The organism is Vibrio sp. 1727, from assembly GCF_033344415.1.
GTDB classification, from domain to species: Bacteria; Pseudomonadota; Gammaproteobacteria; order Enterobacterales; family Vibrionaceae; genus Vibrio; species Vibrio alginolyticus.
The window spans coordinates 15,084-37,951 of record NZ_JAWPOT010000012.1 but is presented as its reverse complement, the minus strand read 5'-3'; the positions used below and the strand labels follow the sequence as shown (position 1 = coordinate 37,951).

The following is a 22,868-nucleotide window of genomic DNA, read 5'->3' as shown; positions in this document are numbered from 1 at the left end:
CCGATTTAATAAAAAAGCCTTTAAGCATTCGTATGCAAAAGGAGAATTTGAAAGATATAAGGATAATTGACACCAAAATAGCTGAATATTAGCGATAAAGTCTATTTGGGTGCCTTGATCTGCATGATTATCAGTTTTGGCTTAATCATTTGTTTCCATTCAAACAGATCAAAATAAATTAAGCGATTAAAAAACAATAAGATATTAGAAAATTCATACAAAAAACTTTGACTTCCTTTCTTATTAACACGTCTCGATAAGAGATAGCTTCCATCTCTCCTGTACTTTTTTAGTTTGTTTTCCGCTCAATTGTTAAAAATCTGATCATCAGCACGCTATTTAAACAATCGAAAAACAATCGAAAAACAATCCGTTGACAAAATGGCAACATGATATATTTTGAATACGCAATCAAAACATAATTATTCAATTACGGAGGTGATTTATGGCCATGGTTGGCTTCGATGAAAAGTGGCGTGATTTTCCCGACTACATTCTTGGTATCACAAAAGAGATTTGGGAAGACCGAGGTTTAAACACCTTAGAACACTACTACTCTCCCGACATTGTTGTGCGTACTCCACTCTCTATCGTTCAAGGAAACGAAGGGGTGATCAGTGCAACAATGGCGACACTGGCCGAGTTTCCCGATCGCACGCTATATGGCGAAGACGTCATTTGGTCAGGCACCCCGGAACAAGGCATGCTTTCTTCTCATCGAATCATCTCTACTGCAACACACAGTGGCAACGGCTTCTACGGGCAAGCCTCGAACCGCAAAATTCGTTTCCGTATTATCGCAGATTGCCACGCTATCAATAACCAAATCAATGACGAATGGTTGGTTCGCGATCAAGCCGATATCGCGAAACAACTGGGTATGACGTCAGAAGAGTTTGCACGCCAACAAATCGAATTTGAAGGTGGCGTGGAATCAAGCCCATTTCCGTTCACACCTGAAGTCGACATTCCTGGACCTTATTTGGGCGTAGGCAACGACAACGAATATGGTCAGCGATACGAAGCAATTCTCAGAAGCCTTATGAATGCCGAGTTCTCTATAGTACCGAAAGAGTACGACCGCGCTTGCATCGGCGAATACAGTGGCGGTCAAACTGCCCTATCACACTCGGAAGTCGATCATTTTTGGATGGCACTTCGTGCGTCTTTCCCAAATGCTCAATTTACCGTTCACCATCGTATTGGCCGAGATGACGACATGATGTCACCACGCGCGGCAATTCGATGGTCTTTGCACGGTAAGCATGAGGGATACGGGATGTTTGGTAAGCCTTCAGGAAAAGAGGTTTACATCATGGGGATCAGCCACGCTGAGTTTGGCCCTTGGGGTCTTCGTCGCGAATTCACTTTGTTTGACGAGACCGCAATCTGGAAGCAAATCCTGCTACAACAAGGCTAACGGCTGACTAAACACTATTTATTAAAATCACAGACAGTAAGGAAGCAACATGTCACTCAACATCATCGAACAGTTCTACCAGAACTACTTCAAAGCCGCAGACATCGAGCAAAAACAGGCCGCTCTGCAAACTTTGAACCCTGACGTAAAATGGTGCGTGGCGCACCCTGTGAACGATCTTAATGGCCCAGATGCAACCCACGAATCTTTCCTCTCACCACTTGTGAATGCTTTGCCTGACGCCGAGCGCCGACCAATAATTGTGATGCACGGCGAATACGAAGGCCGCACTTGGTACAACTCTACCGGCTACTTTATCGGTACATTTGAACAACCACTATTTGGCATCCCAGCAACAGGGAAAACACTCTACTTGCGTTACACCGAAATGGTGTGTGTGGAGAACGACCAAATCACCGAATCTTACATGATCCCAGACTTCATCGACGCGATGAATCAAGCAGGCTGCAACCCTCTTCGTAAAAGCTTAGGTCACGATGGCTTGGTTCCTTCTCCTGCGACTTCTGACGGTATTCAACAATCTGTTGTGTCTTTGGGAGAAAGTGAAAAGAGCGCCCAGCTGGTTGAAGATATGCTGTCTTGCTTGGGTCGTTTTGATGGTCAAGATCTTTTCTCGATGGATTTAGAAAACTACTGGCACAATGACTTCATGTGGTACGGCCCTGCAGGTATTGGTACTACGCGCGGTATCAAAGGTTTCCGTAACCACCACCAAGCACCATTCGTGTTCGCCTTCCCTGATCGAAGTGTCGATATTGAGGTCAATTTTTTGGCCAAAAATGACTACGTATCCACAGGTGGTTGGCCACATATGCATGGTACTCACACTGGTCACAGTGGCTGGCTCGGTCTCGCCCCGACAGGAAAACACATCGAACTTCGCGTTATGGACATTTGGCGACGCGAAGGCGATTTACTGAAGGAAAACTGGGTGGCGATCGACATCGTTCATATCCTGCTGCAGCTTGGCTATGACGTGTTTGCACAAATGAAAGAACAGTTAGAAGGACCTAATTATGCATGAGTTTGGCGCACTTAACTGGAGCATCCTTGGGGGATACATCGCCCTAACGCTAGTACTGGGTGCAGTAATCGGAAAGCGAGTCACTTCAGCTAGTCAATTCGCCTTGGGTGATAAGAGCATCCCTTGGTGGGCGATCGGTATTTCTGTCGTTTGTACTTACGTGAGTGCCATGTCTTTCCTTGGTGGGCCAGCTTGGTCTTACAAAGAAGGCCTGTCGGTTATCGCGATTCACCTCAATTATCCGCTGGTGATCTTCTTCATCGTGGCTGTGTTTATGCCGTTTTTCTACAACAACGGTTTAACCTCCATCTACGAGTATCAAGAACGACGCTTCGGTAAGGCTTCACGACTGACTTTGTCGTTTATCTTCCTTATCAAACAAGCATTGAGCTCGGCAGCCGTACTCTACGCGACAGCAATGATTTTAGAGTTCATTACTGGTATCGACGTGATGTACTGCATCATGATCGTCACTGCAATTGCCCTTATCTACACTGTAATGGGCGGTATCGCGGCTGTCATTTGGACCGATGTGATTCAAGCAGTAATCTTATTTATTGGCGCATTCATCATCATTGAAGCCGTTTGGAATGGCATGCCTGCTCCAATGACGGAGGTCATGGCAGAACTCAAAGCAAAAGGAATGACCGATGCCCTACAGACAAGTTTTAACCTAAGCCAAGTAACGACGGTATGGGCTGGCGTTATCGCAATGACGATGTTCCACACCACCGTGTATGGCGGTAACCAGATGATGGTACAACGTTGTATGGCCGCTAAAAGCATGGGCGATGCGAAAAAGGCAATGTTGATGATGGGCTACGTGGCCTTCTTTATTTACTTTGTCTTTATCTTGCTTGGCGTACTGTTCAACGCTTATTACGACGGTAAAGAGTTTGAAAACGGCAACACCATCATTCTTCATTATGCGAGTGAATATGGAATGCCAGGCTTGATGGGCATCATTGCCGCTGCGATTCTGGCGGCAAGTATGTCGAGTCTCGATTCCGCCTTTAACTCAATGGCGACCGTTTCTGTGGCTGACTTTTACAAACGCTTCTACAAGCAAAACGAGTCGGAAGAGCACTACTTAAAGGTATCGCGTTTCTTCACGGTGGCGTGGGCGATTTTGGTCATCATTCCAGCGATCATGTTTGCCACCAGCACAGGCTCGGTACTGGAAGTGCTGAGTAAGGCAGGCTCTTACTTTGTCGGTGCGAGCTTCTGTATGTTCGTCCTTGGTTTCTACTCAAAACACATTACGGAAAAAGGCTTGTTAATTGGCGTTGCTGCTAGCTTCTTGGTGATTTGGTATGTAGCCGTTGCGACCGATATTGCGTGGCCTTGGTATTGCGTGATTGGCGTCCTTGTGAATGCCGTTGTCGCTTACATTGCTAGCCTTCTCCTGACGGGTAAACAAGATGAAATGCATCTTTACACAGTGAAAGGCCAGCAAGCGGAATATGCTCGTCTAAATAAACCAATCAAGGAAGATGGTTGGTATGTCGTTCCCGGCAAAATCGATGCTCCATGTTATGGCTTACTAGTGATGTTTGTATTCTCTCTCGTGATGCTTTGGGGGATCAACGCGTTTACCGACAACGCTCCTATGCTGATTAACTTTATGCGTGGCTGCTCTATTCTTGTCGCTACCGCTTGCATCGGATACATGGGGTATTCACTCCTCTCCCCAAAACGTAAAGTTGCAGTCAAACAAGCAAATTAATGTTCTTTACGTAGATACTGTACGTCCAACAAACGGACAGTATCTACGCTCTAGATCTAGTGCTAGCTCAAAGCAAACCAAATGGGTTAACCCACATTTTACTTTTTAACACTCCAAAGCCATTATTCTACTTAGGATACCCTGTCAGAACATTTATGAATACGTACCTATTTATGCTAGTCTTATGACCTCAATTACTGGCAACTAAGTTTTATTCATGAAATCAATTAAACACGTAGTCACATCAAAAGATGTGGCAAAGATGGCAGGCGTCTCTCAATCTACTGTATCGCGCGTGTTTGTTCCGGGTAGCTCAGTATCCGAAAAGACCAAGCAAAAAGTCTTTGAAGCGGCTAAAGCCCTTAACTACCGCCCTAACGCCTTTGCACGTAGCCTGACCACAAACGAATCGAAATTGATAGGTTTGGTGTTTCCTGATGCGGATTACCCTATCCATATGAAAACACTGCAATTAATTTCCAGTGAGTTACAGAAAAAAGGTTATTCTGCCGTATTGATTCCATGGCAAGTGGATGAAGAAGAGGGTCACTCAATCCCAAATATCTTCCAGTATCGCGTCGATGGTGTCATTGCCGCTTCCGCAACCTTCAATAAGTCCCTTTATGAAGAATGTGAAGAGTTTAATATCCCAATTGTTCAATACGCACGAGTTGTTGAAGGTACTAGGAGTAGCTACGTTATCAGTGACAACTACGAAGCAGGCCAACAAGCCGCGCAACTTCTGCACAAAAGTGGCGTGAAGAACGCGGTTTATTTGACGGGAGAAGTGCCAACCTTTACGAATGACGAACGCCAAAGCGGCTTCTGCTCTGAATTTGAAGACCTAACCGGCAAGACGCCACGCATCATTGAAGCCAGTTATGACTACGCGAGCTCACTTGATAAAGTCCGTGCCATACTGGCAGACAAAAATCGGCCTGAAGCGGTGTTCTGTGCAACCGATAACCTTGCGATGGCGGTCATGGATATCGCTCGTATAGAATGCGGGTTGAGCATTCCTCAGGACTTACAAGTCATTGGCTTTGATAATATTCCTCAGACAGAATGGTTAAGCTATCAATTAACCACATTCCGCCAGGATTTCCGTCGCCTCGCTCGCGAATGCGTGAAGATCATTGTTGATCAAATTAATACGAAAAACGGAAGCCTAGTAAAAATGATGGTGCCAGTGAAGTTAATCGAGCGACAGACAACAAAAGCTTAAATAGCTATAGCCAGCCATTCGGTTGGCTTTTTTATGTGCCTCTGACTCCCAAACGGCTCATTTAGTGTTGTCAGTATTAATGAACCCATGTATATTTGTGAGCCATTACACTATATGAACCAAACAAAAAAGGCTCATAATCCTTATGACCACGTATCTTTACACTCGCTATTCGCCAAAAAATCGAGCTTACCAAGAGCACCTTAATACTCTAAAAGCTTTTGCGCCCGAAGCTCAGCATTTTGAGGATAAGGTTCGTGGTTGCATGCCTCCAACCGAGAGAGAGGCATTCTTACGACTGCTCGATTCCGTCAGAGCTGGGGATACGATTGTGCTCTGGTGGCTGACCGCATTTGGTCGCGACTTTAGTCAAGCATTGAACACGATAAAAATGCTACTCGATAAAGGGGTAACATTGAAAACCGTATGTGAATCACTAACTTTTGAGCCAGGTTCTGTTCAAACTCAAACACTACTCACAGTGTTATCTGGATATGGGAAAGTGCAGACTGAACATCGCCTGTTTGCCGCAGAGCAAGGGCGACAGGCCATTAAAGAGCAGCCAGAATTATGGAAACAGAAGTTTCGCGGCCGCCCCGCAAACAAAACCAAACACCAACAGATCGCAACGTTACTGCTAGAAGGCTACACATTGCAAAACGTAGCAGAGAAATGCGAAGTCAGTCTATCGACTGTGAAGCGGGTCAAAGCAAAGCTAAATGAAGTGGATGACGAAGGCGGCTTAAGATCACGACGCCAAAAAGGTTGTTTGAATGGAGACCAGTCATGAGTCGCCCAATCAACTTTCATACTATACTACTCGCCTGTCTTATTATTAGCGTTGGCCAGTTGAGCATGGGGCTAGTCATGCCCTCTTTGCCATGGATAGCAAAAGACTTTTCCATCTCCCTCGACCAAGCTCAACTACTTGTGAGTATTTATTTGCTCGGCTTTGGCCCCTCTCAATTTATCTACGGGCCAGTGTCAGATGCTTTAGGACGAAAAAGAGTATTACTTACCGGTTTACTCATCGCGATGTCTGGTCTGCTGATGATTATTTTCTTCAGTGACACATTTACAGGGATGGTGATGGGGCGCTTTTTACAAGGGTTAGGTACAGGATGCTGCGCGGTACTCGCGAGGGCGTCGACTCGAGATAGGTTTAGCGGGGATGCACTCCCAGTGGCAATGTCTTACATCGCCATGGCGGCTTCAATCACGCCACTTATTGCACCTGTGATTGGCGGCTTTATCAACTTCCACTTCGGTTGGAGTATGGTGTTTATTTCTCTGTTGGGCTATGTCTCGCTGGCCTGGGTAATCATCGTCTTTAAGTTCACAGAAACCATCGCAAAACGTTCTGTCATTCCGTCACCCCGAAAAATGTTGCTCCAATACAAGAGCTTACTTACGTCTCGTTACTTTATGAGTTTCGCCAGTATCAGTTGGTTAAACTTCAGCTTAATGATTACGACAGTCTCTGTGATGCCATTTATCATGCAAGATCAAATTGGCATGACCTCCGCTCAATACGCGATGTGGGCGCTCATTCCCGCTTTGGGTATGTTATGTGGTACCACGATTTGTAACCGAGTAAGGCCAATTATTGGCAATAAAAAAATGCTGCTTTGCACCCCATTTCTTCACCTCGCTGCCGCAATATGGTTATTTTTCTGCCCTGTTGAGCCTCTATTTCTGATGCTAGGACAGCTATTAATGATCTTGGGTAATGGTATTGCCCTACCTTGTGCACAAGCGATGGTAATGCAACCTTATAAAAAGCAAGCAGGTGCCGCAGCGGCAATGTCTGGTGGTGGACAAATGGTCGTCTCCTCATTGGTCAGCTTAACTCTGGTGCAGCTTGGATTGAGTCAAGCATGGCATCTAGCGATCGTTATCGTAATATTTGCATCGCTTACCTTCACCAACATTCAACGTGGCTTCAGTGCAGAGCAACCTTCAGAACAATAACAAAAAACATACTATTGTCCTTATAGTTACAACAAATCGTATAAACTTAAATTTAGGAAAAGTTGGCGGATACTAACATGATGTTGCATTTAATAATTGGCGCCTTAACACTCGCCACATTGATATCCGCTGGTACTGATGCGAGCGCCAACGAGAACTGGCAGTTCGAGAGTGACAAGAATGGAATCACAATTTACTCCCGAGAACATAGTGACGGTTTAGTTGAGATCCGTGCCCGGATGTTCACACCCACCAGCTATGGTGCATTTTTAACGCTACTGGAAGACAGTGACAATATCCCGAACTGGATTGACAATGCCAGTCATAGCCGGGTTTTAAATCAAATATCGGCCACCGAGAACATCGTTTACACCCAGTTTAAAGCACCATGGCCTGCCAAAAATCGGGATATGGTCATCTACTCAAAGTACTGGGTCGATGAGCTGGGATTCACGATAGAAATCAAAAGCGCACCTGACTCATATCTTGCTGAACAAAATGGTTATGTTCGAATTCGCTCGGTTGATGCGACTTGGGAGTTACAAAAACTCACAAACGATACAACACTCGTGGAATACAAGGCGTTTGCTGACCCCGGAGGTCTATTGCCAAACTGGCTGATCAACAAACTTTCAAAAGAAAGTGCATGGGCGACATTTAGTAACTTAAGAAAAGAGTTACCTGAATATCAGCAATACTCTCATCCTCAAATAGATGAGTAAGCGTCGTTCTTCCCACTCGCTTTTTAATACGGTACATAATAATAACAAAAGGCGGCATTGCGCCGCCTTTTCTACTCAATGTGCTACTGCTGTGCAACCGTTACAGGTTTAGTTGCACCACGGTAATCAAACTCAAAACCAATACCTTGGTCTGTCACGTCCATCGTCATACCACCAACAAGCTCGCCTTGTAAGCTTTTGACAACATCATCCGGAACCGGCTCCCCTGTGATTGACGACGCACTCTCTAACACTTCCAAAATACGCTCTGAATCAAAATCAAAGCTGAACAAGCCATTTGGAGAAAGTGATTGCGCCATCACTTCTTTGCTTGCTTCCGCAGCACTATCACCACTGTAAAGGGTGAAATGGTTTTCGTTTAGACGAGCAAACACGTCCACCTTCATGCCAGTATGCATTTCTAATAGGTCACTGACATTAACAGGTTGGTTATCCGGTTGAATTTGCAATTGAGCAAGTTCAGGAACGAACATTTGCGCAGTTTGAATAAGCATCATTGGATCATTGGCAGAAAGAGACAACATACCATCTAGCTGGCTAAATACTTCACCATGCTGAGCATTAGTATCTACTTTGATATCAAAAATTTGCAGGCTTAACCCTTTGAGGCCGTTAACCATGCCTGACCCCATGCTTACAGCGGCTGCTGGATTCTGGCCGCCCATCTCTTGCTGCATTTGCGTCAATAAAGAGCATTGGTATTGAGGCTGAGTCAAGTCAGCCCAAATCTGACCAATCGATGGCGCTAGCGTATTAATGTCTAAACCAAGCGCCATACTAAAGAAACTCTTATCACTTTTAGACTCTGCCAATACACCACGAATCGACTTGAGCGCATCTAGAATCACTTTATTGTTGGACTCAACAACAAAAGAACCTTTAATGAACGCCTGATCGCCTTTCATCTTGTATTCTGCAAACGCGACGGACTGAGGCCAGTTTTCTGCAACTTGAGTGAGCTCAGTATGGCAGGCTGGTGAACGCATTTCCTCAATAGTTGGTTCAAGATCTATTGCATCCAACGTGCTGATTTGACGAGCAAACATATTGCCATCTTTCGTCGTCAAACCTTTAATCACTTCGCGATGATCAAAGTAACCAAAAGAGTTGTTGTTTTCACCGTATTTGGCTTGCAACGCCTCAAGGCGTCCACTGTCAGCAATATTTTGACTTGGTGCTTCAAGCCCTAATGCCATTTTAATCGGGTTTTGAACGCCCAGTTGCGGAACATCAACCGTTAACGTAAGCACGTTATCAACCACGGCTACAACCAAGCCAATACCGTCCTGCGGGTCAATTGAATCAGTCATCTCGTAACGACGATACTCGACGTCACCAAGCTTAACCAACTCATGCTTAGCGCCGCTCATCTGCTCTTCATGATCCAGTGTTTTCCATAACGCGGCAGGGTCTTCAATATCCACTTTGTACACCGGTACCATACCAATTGTGTACAACACAGGATTAATGTTTTCCCCGGTGCCCAAATAAGCTTTTAATGTTTCTGGCGACGCAGCACTCTCTAGGTACCCATCGAATAAGTTAACTGCAAACTGCTGTTGTGGAGACAGTGGTTCATCGGCAAAAAGTTCTGCAATCGAGCCTTGATTCGCCGTACCGAATGCGTTCATGTATTTATAATGGTTAAAAGGTTCTGTCTGATACGTCACCATAAGTGAATCTGCAGGAACTTGCGTTAACAGTGAGCCTGCATCACTTGTGGTAGTATTGTTTTGGTACAGGTAGCCAGCGCCCCCTGCAGCTGCGACCACTGCTGTAGCCAATAGTAGTTTTTTCACGACCAACTCCGTTGTCATAGTTATGTGTTCCTAAACGAAATGTAACGCTTAGGTTTAAAGCCAATGAATAGTGCTTTATATCAACCGCTATCATAAACAAGTTATCGATGTAATGAATGTCGGTTTGATAAATTATCCAACATTTATAAGGCAAACCGTGAAGTAAGTTGAATTGCGTGCGGATGCTATTGGCAATATTCACAATCCAATTTCTCGGATAACCGCCTTAAAAATCATAATATTCAGTTAAATGAAGCGATTTGGAGTAATTACGACCAAAATCAGCAGAATATTAAATCTTTATTGAGTCTTTTATCTAATATCTGAAAACGCCTCACGACCTGACACTTCTTTCCAATTTGCCTCTGGCAGTCCCTACTCGTTTTCCTTACATTCCTACTAACTCAGTGACGAGACGTATACCAAATACGAGCAATAGAAGACGATGAAAGACCAGTTGACGATCTCTATATCAACTATCAATGGCTCAAGACATTGGTACTTCAGTAAAAGGATGCAACGCAACATAAAAACGTTTTTCGTTTTTTTTGTTGTTGCTCTGGCCGCGACCGTAATCTTAATTCATCACTTGTACACTCGCGTTGATAATGCAGCGTTAAAACAAGCTGAATTGACAGAGCATTCACGCACCATGGGTGAAGAACTCAGCACACTGAAAACACTTAAATCAGAGCTAGAAAATGACCTTTCAGAACGTGAAGAACGGGTACAACTTGTTTCGGAACGTTTGGGGGAATTAGAGAAAGTGCTTGGGGTTGGAGAACATACCTCGACAAATAACTTGGATGCTAGGCTCGATGCGGCGGCGATAACCTCAAACGTTCGCATGGTGTTATTAAACCAAATACCAAGTGGCTCTCCAGTCGGCAAGGTACGGCTATCTTCCGGATTCGGTAAGCGTATCCATCCGGTGACAAAAGTTGCCAAGATGCATCGTGGGCTCGATTTTGCCGTAAATATCGGCACCAAAATTTATGCCCCCGCCGATGGGGTAGTGGAAGTCACCCGCCGCAGTAATAAAGGCTCTGGTAACTTCCTCAGGCTGCAACATTCTTTCGGTTTTTCGAGTTCTTATTCGCACTTGAAAGCGTTCAAAGTAAAAAGTGGTCAGTTCGTCAAAAAAGGGCAGCTGATTGCAATTTCCGGCAACAGTGGGCTCTCTTCTGGCCCTCACCTGCATTACGAGGTGCGATTTGTTGGGCGAGCACTGAATCCGAAACCATTTGTCGATTGGAGCCTTAATGATTTCGAAGACATTTTTACTAAGGAGCGAAGAATACGATGGGAATCTTTAATCAAAACAGTGGAACAACGAGTAGCTCAGCAGCTTCAACTCTCATCGCCAAAGGCTGTTCTCTTAGCGGAGAACTCAAAGTAGAAAACGATGTCCAGATTGATGGCATCGTCGATGGTCAAGTTAACGTGGAAGGCACTCTCGTTGTCGCAGAAAGCGGGCGAGTAAACGGTGAAATCTACGCTAAACAGCTGATCATTAATGGCATGATGGACGGAAACTGTCACGCAGAACACATTCAAGTACTTGCCAAGGGACGCGTAAGCGGTAGGATCTGGAGCAATAACCTCAGCATTGAACCTGGTGGCAAATTCTTTGGTGAAGCAGCCGAATTACCTGAAAAGGAAGTGGTAACGTTAAAGGGTAAGGCTCAAGACAGTGCGATCACAAAAGAAAACAACACCAACAATGAAAAGCGACTTGCGCGTAAATCAGCATAAAACGCTCTGATTAAAGTGCTTAAAAAAGACGGCTTTCACGCCGTCTTTTTTATTACTATTGCCACGATTTTCGTCAGAAACTACGTGATTATTCGGCCGGATTTAAAACCATCACCGAGCGTTTTGCTTGTGGACCAAAAGCTGATTTTGCATGCGCTTTCACTTCATCTAACGTCACACTCTTAGCCACTTTCTCAACGTCAAGCAACACATCGACGCCGTAATCATGCACCAAATAACGAGTATATGCCCATGATCTCTGTGCTGGGTTGTCATCCAATCCTTGCATCGCGACTGCCAGTTGTTTCGCGGCCGTATCCACTTCTTTTTGGGTAATATTTGACGCTAAACCATCAAACACTTTGCCCAGTTTACTCTCTAAAAGTGCCACGTCTTCGGGCTCAACTTGAGACTCCAAGAGCCAATCAGAGATGGGTTCGCGATCTTGTGTCATGGTGTAAATGCTCGGGCTGTAATCAAGGCTAGACTCTTCTCGCACAATATCCAAAACACGTGCATTACTAATACGTTGCAAAATATCTTCGATAACCGTGTCTCTTGCCGTACGTTGGTAATCGCTCGTATTAGTCAAACGCATTACATACAACGATGAAGGTTCATGCCCATCCGCAACCACAGTTCGCTCCGGCACTTCCGGGTTAAACGCAACGTGATAATCAATCGAACGACTCGGTTTCATTTCGATAGAGGCCACATACTTACGCAAAAGTGGTGTAATTTCTTCCGGCTCTACGTTTGCAACAATAACCATCTTAAAACCATCATTGGTTTTGAAAAGTTGCTCATGCACCGCTAGTATCTGCTCGGAAGTCACTTGTTCAACATCATCACTGGACACTATACGATGACGACTCCCCGGCAAATAAGAATTGCCGTTTGCTTTTTGAATCAGTTTTCCCATCGGTGATTCAAAAAAAGCGCCGCTCTGCTGTTTAAACTCTTGCTTCGCTGCCGCCATCTGGCGCTCGTCGACTTTAATCTCCGTCGCTAGGTTGTATAGTCCATTCAAAGCATCGGTTAGGTGCGTATTTGGCGCCGTAATTTGCGCTCCGTGACTGGTCGCATCAAGCATCGCGCCAAGCGCAATGTTGTTTTTGCGTAAGTAGCTATCTAGCTCTGAACCAGAAAATGCCCCTAACCCACTGCGTATTGCCGTTGTTGCTGCGATTTCATAAGCGGCATACAACGTCGGATCAACAGCGGCTTTACCACCTTGGCTCGCATAGTAAATATACGCTCGACCACCCGCTTTAGTATCTTTTTGGAACCACACTTCGACACCGTTTGATAGCGTATAGACTTGAAAACCACCCGCTTCCTGACGCATGCTCGTGATGCTGCCTTCCTGGGTAGGCTTTAAGAATCCATCCACTTTGTCATACATCTCTAACGGTTTTTCGCCAGTTTGAAGATAGGCACTGTTTAGAGCGGCAAATACACCATTGAACTGTTCTGACGTTTCGCTTTTCCCCAAACCAATAAAAAAGCTTGGCTGCTGAGATAACAAGGCATCCAATTGTGTGTTAATGCTCTCTAAATTCTCGTTGTTGATGAATTCTGCCAAACTCTGGGCATAATTCTCTTTTGATTGGCTGACACTGTCTTGTCCAATTTGAAAAACACGTGCTTCTGCGTAACTGTTTGGCTTACGCTGACTCCAATCTGAATCAATATTTGCAAGTTCACCTTGCCAATTTGACATAACGCTATCTAACTCGGATTGAGTCGCACCATAATCTCTCAACGACGCCAAGGTACGAATGAAAGTCTGGTGCATTTGTTCGCGGCGATCTGGTGCAAACGAAATCCCTGCCGACATCATACGCTGATAGTTAGAGTAATAGGGCTCTGCATAAGCGTATTGAAAAGGTTCAGCGGCATCATTGAGTACACGGATCAAACGCTGTTGAATGAGTTGTGTTGCGACTTCATCACGCCACACTTCATGTTGTTGCTCAATCGTCGTGCCGCCACTTAGACCACGCTCAATCACTAAATGAAGACTTGGTGATTCCATCGTGTTACTTGGCAAGATTCTGTTTTCGTTGTTCACTCGAATATCACGGCGCTTCTCTATTACCGTATCCGAGGTACTTTCCCAGTTCGAGAACTTGCTTTTGATAATCTTGGACAGTGAATCTACGTCGATATTACCAGTCACAATCAACTCGGCATTTTGTGGCTGGTACCATTTGTCGTAAAACGCCTTTAACTTACTTGAGGAAGCATTTTGAATCGCTTCGCGAGTACCAATTGGGTCATGCTCACCATACATAGTGCCTTCAATCGAGGCTTGGTAAGCATGCATAGAAAAGGACTTATCATCCGGATTAGCACGTCGCCATTCCCCGAGAATCACCCCTTTTTCTTTCTCTACTTGCTCAGGAGCAAACTCAAGTCCGTTACCGATATCTCTCATCCACTTCAGGGCATCTTCTAGCTTCGTATTATTCGCGAGGTCAAGTTGGTAAGACGTTTGCTGATAACTGGTAAAAGCGTTGATATCAGCGCCAAAGCTACCACCAGATTGCTCGAAAAGTTTGACAACGTCGTTACCGGTAAAATGCTCACTACCATTAAACGCCATATGCTCAACAAAGTGAGCGTAACCCTTTTGAGAAGATGTTTCTTGGAATGAGCCGATATTCATCACCAAACGGACCGAGACTTCTTGGTCTTCTGTTGGATAAAGATGGTATTTCATACCGTTCGATAACTGGTCCACGTGCCAGTTGGCGTCAGGTTGAATCGGCGTCGACTGTTGTATCAGAGCACACCCTGACACTAATAACGCGGGGACTAACAATATACTGCGCATAACGATTGCCCATAACAATGATTAAGCTAATCAATATATATCCGGTGCTATAACCTTCACATTTTTAATGGATTATCAGACACGCAAATGTGATAAAGATCACCATTTATTGAAATCAATTCTCATTTACAAAAATCGACAAATCCTTACTTTACAAATACATAAATAATATCGTTCCAAATCCTTTTGCTTATTTGATGTAAAACTCAAATTCGCGACATGGAGTCAGTATTTATTTTGAGCAATAAAATATAATTATTGAACAGATTCGAATCTGACTTTCTGCTGCATATTCAACAGCGCAGAGAGCACTGATGAGAATAAAAACACAACAACTATTATTCAAAGATCTATTATTCGCTTTATGTTCAAAAATCTATCATTAAAAAACAAACTGGCAATCTCTGCCAGTGCCGCCATCATTCTCGGGGGAGTGCTGGTAGAGGGGCTGTCTTTTCGAGATTCATTAAACAGGCTCGATGTCGAAGTCGCACAGCGACTAGAAAGCACTAGCGCATCTTACAATCAATACGTAAAGGACTGGCTACTCTCTAAAGAGCGCGCACTGACTTCACTCTCTTCTGATTCAGAGAAACGTTCTCTGGTTACGCATTTGAAACAAGTCCGAGACTCTGGCGCGTTCGATAACGTTTTCCTCGCTTACCCGGACGGGTCACAAGACAACGCTAATGGGGTGGTTTTGCCACCAGGTAATAACGATCCTCGTAAGTGGGGTTGGTATACCAATGCAATCGCCAACCCATCGAAAGTCTTTATGGATAACCCGACCGTTGCTGCTGCAACTGGTGCGAATGTGGTGTCGCTCGGTAAAGCCCTGCAATTGCATGGTCAAACCGTCGTTCTGGGTGCTGACGTAGAGATCGGTGATATCCTGAACAGTCTGAACCAAGTGATCCTACCGGGTGAAGGTTATATGTTTATTGCCAATGAACAGGGCAATATTTTCACTCATAACAACGGTAAACTGCTGAATCAACCGGTTAGCAAGCTAGGCCTCAACAACAACGACATTACGTCAGCCGCACGTTCAGGTACAGAACGTCGCGTCTCTATTAACGGCATCGAATATGTGATTTACGCGCGCCACATAGAGGGTACCAAGCTCACAACAGTGACGGTGTTAGATCAAAACTCGTTGGTTGCCCCACTCTACGATGCTGTTTGGGATCAGATCATCGCAACCACCATCGTCGTCGTTATCTGCGTAGCTTTGTTTAATCTGCTATGTAACATCTTGTTCCGTCCGCTCTACAACGTTTCGAATGCGCTTGCACAAATCGCAAACGGTAGCGGCGACCTAACTCAACGCATCAAAGTAGAAAACCGTGACGAAGTTGGTGAGCTGGCTGAAAACTTCAACCAGTTCGTTGAAAGTTTGCAGCAACTTATTGGTCACATTCGTCACCAAGCGGAAGAACTGAGCCAACAATCGGAGCTGAGCACGAATCGCGCGAATCAATCGGTTTCCGATCTGAACCATCAGCAACAAGAAATCACTATGGTAGCGACCGCTGTGACTGAAATGGCATCGGCAACGCAAGAGATTGCAGCACATGCAGAGCAGACGGCTAAAGCCGCTCAAGACTCTTCAGCAAGCACACAAAACGGTCATGAGTTGGTGATCAACTCCAAATCGTCCATCAATAATTTGTCTTCTGAAGTCAACCAAGCGAGCGTTGTCATCGGTGAGCTCAACCAGCACGCGCAAGACATCTCAACCGTGCTATCAACGATTCGAGACATCGCAGAGCAAACCAACTTACTGGCTCTGAATGCGGCGATTGAAGCGGCGCGTGCAGGTGAACAAGGTCGCGGTTTTGCCGTTGTTGCAGACGAGGTTCGCGTGCTATCACAACGCACACACACCTCAACCGAAGAGATTCGCTCGACGATCGAGACCTTGCAGCAAACCACACAACGCGCAGTGGCCATCATGGATACAAGCTCTCAGCTTGCGCAAGGTTCGGTGGCAGATGCTGATCGCGCAGCGCTGGCTCTGGATGAAATCAACGCGGCCGTTGCGCTGATCAGCGATATGGCAACGCAAATTGCGACAGCCGCCGAAGAGCAAACGCACGTAACCAATGAAATCACGCAAAACGTCACGTCCATTAAAGATGTGACCGATCACTTGGTAGTTGGTGCCGAAGAATCGATGAATCAATCTGCTGAGCTGAAATCGCAAGCTGAGGATCTCAACTCGAAAGTGGCAACGTTTAAACTGGCTTAAACGCCACATTAAGGACGCTCTTAAAAACAACAAACCCCGCTAGCGACTTTGTTACTAGCGGGGTTTGTTTTTATGGATCGACGTTTTTATTGCAGATAGCTTTCGAAAGACGTAAACCTACACCGCCACACACATCGGCGTGCCTGAGATTGGGTCGTTAAATACTCTCGCTTGTAAATCAAACACCGATGCCAACATACCTTCTGTCAGTACCTCTTGCGGTGTTCCCTGCGTGACTAACTGACCTTTTTCCAACACCACCAAATGATCGCAGTAACGGCACGCTTGGTTTAGATCGTGCAGCACTACGACCACTGTTTTGCCTTTGTCGTTCATCTGCCTCATGAGTTTCATCAGCTCAACTTGGTGAGAGAGATCCAAGTAAGTGGTTGGCTCATCAAGCATCACTACGTCGGTATCTTGCGCCATTACCATCGCAATCCACGCCCTTTGCCTTTGACCGCCAGACAGCGATTCAACTGGCTTGTCAGCAAACTCAATCACGCCAGTATCTTGCATTGCTTGCTCGACTAAGGTCTTGTCTTGTTGACTTAACCGGCCCCAATGAGAGAGATAAGGCGAGCGGCCATATTCGACCAGTTTTCTGACGGTAATACCTTCAGGACTGACAAGAATCTGCGGCAGCAAAGACAACGAACGCGCCAAGCGTTTATCACCGTAGTTGCTTAGAGGTTTGTCGTCATACAATACTTGGCCAGAAGCGGGTTTATTGATGCGTACCAAGGTTTTTAATAGTGTCGATTTACCGCAACCATTTGGGCCAACAAGCGCGGTAATTTTACCTTGAGGAATCGACAAAGAGAGATCTGGAATGATGGTCTGTTTGCCGTACGCGACGGATAAGTTCTGCGTTCGTAACATGCTTACCAACCTCTATAACGATACAAAAGAAAAATGAAATATGGTGCGCCAATAACAGATGTCAGCACTCCCGCTGGTAGCTCAATTGGTGGCTGTAAGCCTCTCGCTAAACCATCGGCGCAAATCACCAACAAAGCGCCAAGGGTTGCAGCGGCTGGAATTAACAACTTGTGGTTGTGGCCAAACAGCAAACGCGCAAGATGCGGCGCAAGCAGGCCAACAAAGCTGATCGTGCCTGCCACAGACACACTGATGCTCGCCAATAACACGGCAGCAACCAGCGCAAGAATTTGGGTCTGTCTTGGTTTCATGCCAAGCGTAGTAGCGCTTTCTTCTCCCAGTCCCATAACATCTAGCCGCCAAGCCAGCCAAAACGCCAATGGCAGTAGCAGCAATAGAGCACTCCAAATAAACGGCACTTGTTGCCAATTTCGTCCCCACAAACTGCCGGTTAGCCATACCATCGCCGTGTTGATTTCGATAGGGTGCACAATCAGAAGAAAATCGATACCGCTGGCTAAAAATGCGCTGACAGCAACACCAATCAGCGCCAAACGTGCTGGTGTTGGTTTCGACCAGTAAGCCAGCACAGCAATAAAGCCAGCAGCAAGCAAGCCTCCCGCCATAGCGACCATCGGCAACATTGCCACTGGCGCATTCGGATACAGCACCAAACAAGCGGTAGCCGCCAGTCCTGCTCCGGCGCTTATCCCCATTAAATCTGGTGAGGCAAGTGGGTTACGGATGACGCCTTGAACTAAAACGCCTGAAAGCCCCAACCCAGCGCCCACGCCAATGGCGAGCAACATTCTCGGTAATCGATATTGGTGAATCACAAAGTCCGAGTCAGAGAAAGAAAACAGTAATGCAAAAACCTGTTGAGCCGACATATTCGCCGCACCAACAAACAGCGTGAGAGAAGACGCAATCAGCAACAATCCAACTAATGCAAACAGTTTGGTTTGATTCATCATGATGATTTCCTCATTGCAATCGCGATAAAGCAAGGTGTGCCCAACAGCGCGGTAATCACGCCCACTGGCGTTTCAGCCGGAAAGGCAATCGCTCGTGATAAAGCATCTGACCACGTGACCAATGCCGCGCCACACAAGGCGGAAACCGGAATGAGAATGTGATAGTTGTGACCAACAATCGGGCGTACCAAGTGCGGCACTAACAACCCGACAAAGCCAATTGGCCCAGCAATCGCTACGCTAGTTCCTGCCAACAGCACAACCGCTAAACCACTGATAAATCGCGTAAGACGAATGTTACCACCTAGCCCAACAGCAACTTCGTCCCCCAACGCGAGTAAATTTAAGTTTCGCGCTAAGCCCATGGCGAGCACCAAACCTAAAGTCGCAAAAGGCCACAGTTGCTGCCACTGCTCAGAATCTACCGCGGAGAGTGAACCCGTTAACCAATGCAACACGCTGTAAGCCATGTCATCCGCCAAAATTACCGACGCACGAGTTAACCCTATCAGCAGTGCACTGATGGCAATGCCCGCTAGCACTAAACGCAATGGGTGAGAACGCGCGGAAAAAAAACCGCCCAACAACATGACCGCACCACCACTTAGTAGCGCGCCGAGTACTGCGTTGATGATTGGGTTCAATTGACTAAAGAATGGTACGCCGATGGACGCCAAGGCCATAAAACAAGCCGCACCAGCATTAATGCCGAGAATGGATGGCGACGCCAAAGGGTTACGAGTCAATCCTTGCATCAGCACTCCGGATACCGCAAGCGAAGCGCCAATTAATAACCCAGCATAGGTACGAGGCGCACGCAGCGTCGCGAGGATTTGATGCAGCATATTGCCCTCATCAAACGCAAACCAATAGCTTGTCAGATCATTAACGCTCAAAGAAAAGTTGGACCAGCCAATCATTGAGGCTGCATAGCCTGAGAGCGTACACAACGCCATAGCACAGACAAACAAGCTCGCTTTCCAATGCGATTTGCTAACCGAAGACGCGCTTTCCGAGCTTATCGCCGCACTCATGAGCGCTCCAATAACGCTTCAAGATTGCGGGCAATTTCTTCCGCAGCCAACATGCCGCGATTTAACGACCACAGTTCAGGAGAAACCTCAACAAGTTGCTGTTTTTTCGCAGCAGTTAGCAACTTAAACAATGGATTTTTGCGCCACTCATCCACAATATTTGGTTGAGAGTAAAGTCCAACTAACAACCAATCAGGGTTGGTTTTTAGTAAAAGTTCGAAACTGGTTGGGATATACGCTTTTTGCTCAGATGGAGCCAGCGGGCTTTGGATGCCCAGCATACTCAAAACGCCCCCAGCGTAAGAAACCGGGCTATGCAACCACATCCCTTTGTCAGAAACCACACCAAACTGAATGGTTTCTTGTGTTGCAAAATGCTGTTTGAACTCCGCCATTGTCTGTTTGTGCTGCTCAATTCGTTGTGTCATTTTCGCTTGTTTGCCAATTGCCACGCCGATTTTGTGTGCGGATTCGAGATTTTCTTGATATGTCTCACCACGGCTTTTTAACAGCAAAGTTGGCGCAATTCGCTGCAAATCTTGATAAATCGCGCGATGACGTTCTGCATCAGCAATGATCAAATCCGGCTTGAGCACCGCAATCGCCTCTAAACTCGGTTGCGAGCGCATGCCGACCGATTGCCAAGAACCAACCTTGGCACGAACAGCAGGAATGACTCGTGTGGCATCGTTGTCATCGGCGACGCCTACAGGTGAGACATCGACTGCCGCTAATGCATCGACAAACGAAAATTCTAAAACCACAATACGTTGAGGTATCGCTTCTAGCTCAAAAGTGCCTTGCTCATCTTGCACGCTGCGCGCCTGAGAAAATGCGCTAAATGACATCAAAGCTGAGCTCAACAGCATCAGCAAAACGGTTGAAAAGTGTTTGATCGTAAATTGTTTTTTATTTTTCATCTTGCTTTTTTCCAGTGCTAAGAGTTTTCCATTACCTAAGATCGGCAAAGTCGCCAAGGTAAATTGGCGACTTTTCTTTTCAAACTCGGTGAACGAAACGCTTAAAACTGATAGTTCAGATCCAGTGTGTAAGAGCGTCCCGGAGCTGGGTACCGACCAACTGGGCTTGTATCAATCCCGCGGAAGTAATACTCCTCGTCAAACAAGTTGTTCACCGCAACATTCATGCGTAACTTGCCTTTGTCGTCTTTGTATAAATCCGTCCCCAAATTGAAATTCCACACCATGTAAGATGGTACTTTACCCGTTGCGCCTGTTGCATCTTCGGCACTGGTGTTGGCGTTATCGGTATACGAGTCACTGAAGTAGAAGCCCGATAGCGTGGTGTCCATGCCGTAAAATGCGTAGGTTGCATCCCAACCAAGCTGATGCTTAGAGGTGTAAGGCAGTTGATTACCTTTATTCGCGCCTTCTTCTTCAAGCGTAGCGTCTAGATAGTTGTAGCTTGCGCCTAAACTCAGTGCAGGTAGTGCTTCAGGCACGTAACGAGCAGAAAGCTCTATGCCTTGGTGAAGTGTTTTTCCGATGTTATCGAAGGTCTGCGTTGAGCTTTGCCATTGCAATTGATCCTCAAAGTCGATGCGATAAAGTGCAGCGTTAAAGCTGGTCGCATCTTGGGTGTAACGCGCGCCGACTTCGTAGTTCCAAGCCAGTTCGCTACCTTCTTCACCCAAACCTCGGATGTAGGCAATTTGTGGCGCACGAAGTGATTTTTGCGCGTTCGCATACGTCACCCACTGGTCAGTTAAGTTGTATGCCACCGTCAAACCTGGCAACCATTCCGTCACGGTGTTGTCTGCCGTTTGTTTTTTACCACGATCGGTAAACGTCATTCGAACCGACTCAACACGCAACCCAGGCGTTACCTTCAATGTATCATTGAACAAACCAATTTCGTTGCTAACGTATCCAGCAAACGCGTCCGTATCTAGATGCCAATCACGCGGAACGCTGGTTGCACCACCGGCGATTGGAGTCTGAGTGAGTTTGTAGTCAATGTCTTCATTAACATAACGGGTACCCACGATCCAGTTTTGAGTAACGGATTTACCTTCGCCAAAGTACATCGCCATTTTTGGCTCTATACCATACACGGTAAATTCACGTGGAGAGGTACGAACGTCCGTCGCTGGCAGAGCCGGATCCGCCCAATGGCCACCCGCGCTGTTAAAGCCCCACTTGAAAAGACGCTCTGACTTATGGCCAAACGTTAGCACTTCTAGCTCGGCACTGTCGGCAAATGGCAAATCGTGGATGTACTTAACACTCCAGCGCGTCGACTTACCTTCATAATCATCGTAAGGACGTTTCGATTGGTGACGATCTTGTTCGTAGTCTTGTGGCGAAAGTGCGCCCGGCATTTGCGTTTCAGCATCGTAACGTTGCAGGAACGCTTGAATCTCTTGAGTGTCACTCAGTAGCCACTGTGCTTTGGCTTGGAAGTTCTTCACGTCCGTATCGGAATGTTCACGGAAGCTTTCACCTTTTAGGAAGTTACCTTCCAACTGTAGTGCAAACGTGTCGCTTAACCAGCCGCCCGTGCGCAGGTAAAAATCATTCAGCGGCGCATCACCGCCATCAAACACGGTAAGGCGGTTACTGATTTCAGTTTGCCACGTGTGTGGAATCGGTTTGGTCACTAAGTTGATCACACCACCGACGTTGTTTGGGCCGTACTGTACTGCGGCACCACCGCGTACAATGTCAATACGATCAAGCATCGACAGTGTTGCTGGGAAGATAGACTGACCAGTGTGACCATATGGCGCAAGTGTTAGCGGTACACCATCCATCAAGAACTGAGCATGACCACTACGGCTTGCTTTCAAACCACGTACGGAAATGTTAGGCAATACGCCCGTTCCGCTTTCATCCTGAACTTTAATACCCGGCACGCGCTGTAGCGCGTTATCAATCGAGCCTGCGGCGGTTTTCTCGATTTGATCGCGGGTAATGACGGTACGAGCACCTGGGTACTCTTTGACGTCTTCAATTTCAGATTTACCAATCACGCTACCAGTGACAACGACGGTTTCCATCGCGGTAGTTTGTTCTTTTTTAGCAGGAGCGGCAACCGCGCTCATGGATGTGGCAGAAGCGATTGCAATCGCAAGCACACTGTAAGTGGTAGACAAACCAGCACGTACACGCACTTTACCATCCAAATTCTGGTAAGACATTAAGATCTCCTTTGCGAGAAATTGAGCCTCGGGCAGAATACATC

Annotated in this window: 17 protein-coding genes; 10 read left to right on the top strand and 7 right to left on the bottom strand. The window is 46.2% G+C overall.

The genetic code is table 11. The annotated features are described in order from the left end of the window. The first annotated feature begins 445 nt into the window (after positions 1–445). The 7 genes from R8O10_RS12745 to R8O10_RS12715 all read left to right on the top strand — a co-directional run bounded on the left by R8O10_RS12745 (position 446) and on the right by R8O10_RS12715 (position 8,109). The gene (locus R8O10_RS12745) at positions 446–1,420 is read left to right on the top strand and encodes an ester cyclase (RefSeq protein WP_053307979.1); all 975 of its coding nucleotides are present in this window, start codon (positions 446–448) and stop codon (positions 1,418–1,420) included. 49 nt (positions 1,421–1,469) lie between these two features. Then, entirely contained in the window at positions 1,470–2,465 is a 996-nt protein-coding gene (locus tag R8O10_RS12740; RefSeq protein ID WP_206970576.1) for an ester cyclase, read from the top strand. After that, positions 2,458–4,191 (top strand): sodium:solute symporter family transporter, encoded by a 1,734-nt coding sequence (locus R8O10_RS12735; protein ID WP_085569427.1) that lies wholly within the window; start codon positions 2,458–2,460, stop codon positions 4,189–4,191. Before R8O10_RS12740 ends, R8O10_RS12735 begins: the two co-directional genes overlap by 8 nt. Before the next feature lie 217 nt (positions 4,192–4,408). Then, positions 4,409–5,416 carry a LacI family DNA-binding transcriptional regulator gene (locus R8O10_RS12730; protein WP_005374731.1) on the top strand — a complete coding sequence of 336 codons (1,008 nt, stop codon included), beginning with the start codon at positions 4,409–4,411 and terminating at the stop codon, positions 5,414–5,416. Between the two features lie 145 nt (positions 5,417–5,561). After that, positions 5,562–6,206, top strand: a complete 645-nt coding sequence (locus R8O10_RS12725; protein WP_053350170.1) for a recombinase family protein — start codon at positions 5,562–5,564, stop codon at positions 6,204–6,206. Then, a complete protein-coding gene (locus tag R8O10_RS12720; RefSeq protein ID WP_318191453.1) occupies positions 6,203–7,387 on the top strand; it encodes a multidrug effflux MFS transporter in 1,185 nt (394 codons plus the stop codon). Before R8O10_RS12725 ends, R8O10_RS12720 begins: the two co-directional genes overlap by 4 nt. 77 nt (positions 7,388–7,464) lie before the next feature. Continuing rightward, positions 7,465–8,109 carry an START domain-containing protein gene (locus tag R8O10_RS12715; RefSeq protein ID WP_318191452.1) on the top strand — a complete coding sequence of 215 codons (645 nt, stop codon included), beginning with the start codon at positions 7,465–7,467 and terminating at the stop codon, positions 8,107–8,109. Between the two features lie 83 nt (positions 8,110–8,192). Here R8O10_RS12715 and R8O10_RS12710 read toward each other — a convergent pair whose 3' ends face one another. Next, the gene (locus R8O10_RS12710) at positions 8,193–9,947 is read right to left on the bottom strand and encodes a hypothetical protein (protein WP_213895979.1); all 1,755 of its coding nucleotides are present in this window, start codon (positions 9,945–9,947) and stop codon (positions 8,193–8,195) included. A gap of 427 nt (positions 9,948–10,374) precedes the next feature. On the opposite strand from R8O10_RS12710, the gene R8O10_RS12705 reads away from it, so the two are divergent. Next, positions 10,375–11,328 (top strand): M23 family metallopeptidase, encoded by a 954-nt coding sequence (locus tag R8O10_RS12705; RefSeq protein WP_053307982.1) that lies wholly within the window; start codon positions 10,375–10,377, stop codon positions 11,326–11,328. Further along, the gene (locus tag R8O10_RS12700; protein WP_213895980.1) at positions 11,232–11,684 is read left to right on the top strand and encodes a bactofilin family protein; all 453 of its coding nucleotides are present in this window, start codon (positions 11,232–11,234) and stop codon (positions 11,682–11,684) included. The genes R8O10_RS12705 and R8O10_RS12700 overlap by 97 nt, the downstream gene beginning before the upstream one ends. 88 nt (positions 11,685–11,772) lie before the next feature. Here R8O10_RS12700 and R8O10_RS12695 read toward each other — a convergent pair whose 3' ends face one another. After that, complete coding sequence (locus R8O10_RS12695; RefSeq protein ID WP_213895981.1) at positions 11,773–14,523, bottom strand: M16 family metallopeptidase; 2,751 nt, start codon at positions 14,521–14,523, stop codon at positions 11,773–11,775. 364 nt (positions 14,524–14,887) lie between these two features. Here R8O10_RS12695 and R8O10_RS12690 point away from each other — a divergent pair, with 364 nt between their 5' ends. After that, complete coding sequence (locus R8O10_RS12690; protein WP_213895982.1) at positions 14,888–16,774, top strand: methyl-accepting chemotaxis protein; 1,887 nt, start codon at positions 14,888–14,890, stop codon at positions 16,772–16,774. A gap of 117 nt (positions 16,775–16,891) precedes the next feature. Here R8O10_RS12690 and fecE read toward each other — a convergent pair whose 3' ends face one another. The 5 genes from fecE to pvuA all read right to left on the bottom strand — a co-directional run bounded on the left by fecE (position 16,892) and on the right by pvuA (position 22,824). Next, entirely contained in the window at positions 16,892–17,656 is a 765-nt protein-coding gene (gene fecE / locus R8O10_RS12685) for a Fe(3+) dicitrate ABC transporter ATP-binding protein FecE (RefSeq protein ID WP_005383457.1), read from the bottom strand. Positions 17,657–17,658: 2 nt separating this feature from the next. Beyond that, the gene (locus tag R8O10_RS12680; protein WP_213895983.1) at positions 17,659–18,630 is read right to left on the bottom strand and encodes a FecCD family ABC transporter permease; all 972 of its coding nucleotides are present in this window, start codon (positions 18,628–18,630) and stop codon (positions 17,659–17,661) included. Beyond that, positions 18,627–19,586 (bottom strand): FecCD family ABC transporter permease, encoded by a 960-nt coding sequence (locus R8O10_RS12675; protein ID WP_257976837.1) that lies wholly within the window; start codon positions 19,584–19,586, stop codon positions 18,627–18,629. Before R8O10_RS12675 ends, R8O10_RS12680 begins: the two co-directional genes overlap by 4 nt. A gap of 74 nt (positions 19,587–19,660) precedes the next feature. Next, positions 19,661–20,584, bottom strand: coding sequence for a Fe(3+) dicitrate ABC transporter substrate-binding protein FecB (locus R8O10_RS12670; RefSeq protein ID WP_318191451.1), 924 nt, complete (start codon positions 20,582–20,584; stop codon positions 19,661–19,663). Positions 20,585–20,685: 101 nt separating this feature from the next. Beyond that, positions 20,686–22,824, bottom strand: a complete 2,139-nt coding sequence (gene pvuA, locus R8O10_RS12665) for a TonB-dependent siderophore vibrioferrin receptor PvuA (protein ID WP_053303931.1) — start codon at positions 22,822–22,824, stop codon at positions 20,686–20,688. Between the last annotated feature and the right edge of the window lie 44 nt (positions 22,825–22,868).

Coding starts and splice junctions, on each gene's coding strand:
- R8O10_RS12745 (WP_053307979.1), top strand. CDS start 446: ATGGCCATGGTTGGCTTCGATGAAAAGTGGCGTGATTTTCCCGACTAC.
- R8O10_RS12740 (WP_206970576.1), top strand. CDS start 1,470: ATGTCACTCAACATCATCGAACAGTTCTACCAGAACTACTTCAAAGCC.
- R8O10_RS12735 (WP_085569427.1), top strand. CDS start 2,458: ATGCATGAGTTTGGCGCACTTAACTGGAGCATCCTTGGGGGATACATC.
- R8O10_RS12730 (WP_005374731.1), top strand. CDS start 4,409: ATGAAATCAATTAAACACGTAGTCACATCAAAAGATGTGGCAAAGATG.
- R8O10_RS12725 (WP_053350170.1), top strand. CDS start 5,562: ATGACCACGTATCTTTACACTCGCTATTCGCCAAAAAATCGAGCTTAC.
- R8O10_RS12720 (WP_318191453.1), top strand. CDS start 6,203: ATGAGTCGCCCAATCAACTTTCATACTATACTACTCGCCTGTCTTATT.
- R8O10_RS12715 (WP_318191452.1), top strand. CDS start 7,465: ATGATGTTGCATTTAATAATTGGCGCCTTAACACTCGCCACATTGATA.
- R8O10_RS12710 (WP_213895979.1), bottom strand. CDS start 9,947: ATGACAACGGAGTTGGTCGTGAAAAAACTACTATTGGCTACAGCAGTG.
- R8O10_RS12705 (WP_053307982.1), top strand. CDS start 10,375: ATGAAAGACCAGTTGACGATCTCTATATCAACTATCAATGGCTCAAGA.
- R8O10_RS12700 (WP_213895980.1), top strand. CDS start 11,232: ATGGGAATCTTTAATCAAAACAGTGGAACAACGAGTAGCTCAGCAGCT.
- R8O10_RS12695 (WP_213895981.1), bottom strand. CDS start 14,523: ATGCGCAGTATATTGTTAGTCCCCGCGTTATTAGTGTCAGGGTGTGCT.
- R8O10_RS12690 (WP_213895982.1), top strand. CDS start 14,888: ATGTTCAAAAATCTATCATTAAAAAACAAACTGGCAATCTCTGCCAGT.
- fecE (WP_005383457.1), bottom strand. CDS start 17,656: ATGTTACGAACGCAGAACTTATCCGTCGCGTACGGCAAACAGACCATC.
- R8O10_RS12680 (WP_213895983.1), bottom strand. CDS start 18,630: ATGATGAATCAAACCAAACTGTTTGCATTAGTTGGATTGTTGCTGATT.
- R8O10_RS12675 (WP_257976837.1), bottom strand. CDS start 19,586: ATGGCGTTGTGTACGCTCTCAGGCTATGCAGCCTCAATGATTGGCTGG.
- R8O10_RS12670 (WP_318191451.1), bottom strand. CDS start 20,584: ATGAAAAATAAAAAACAATTTACGATCAAACACTTTTCAACCGTTTTG.
- pvuA (WP_053303931.1), bottom strand. CDS start 22,824: ATGTCTTACCAGAATTTGGATGGTAAAGTGCGTGTACGTGCTGGTTTG.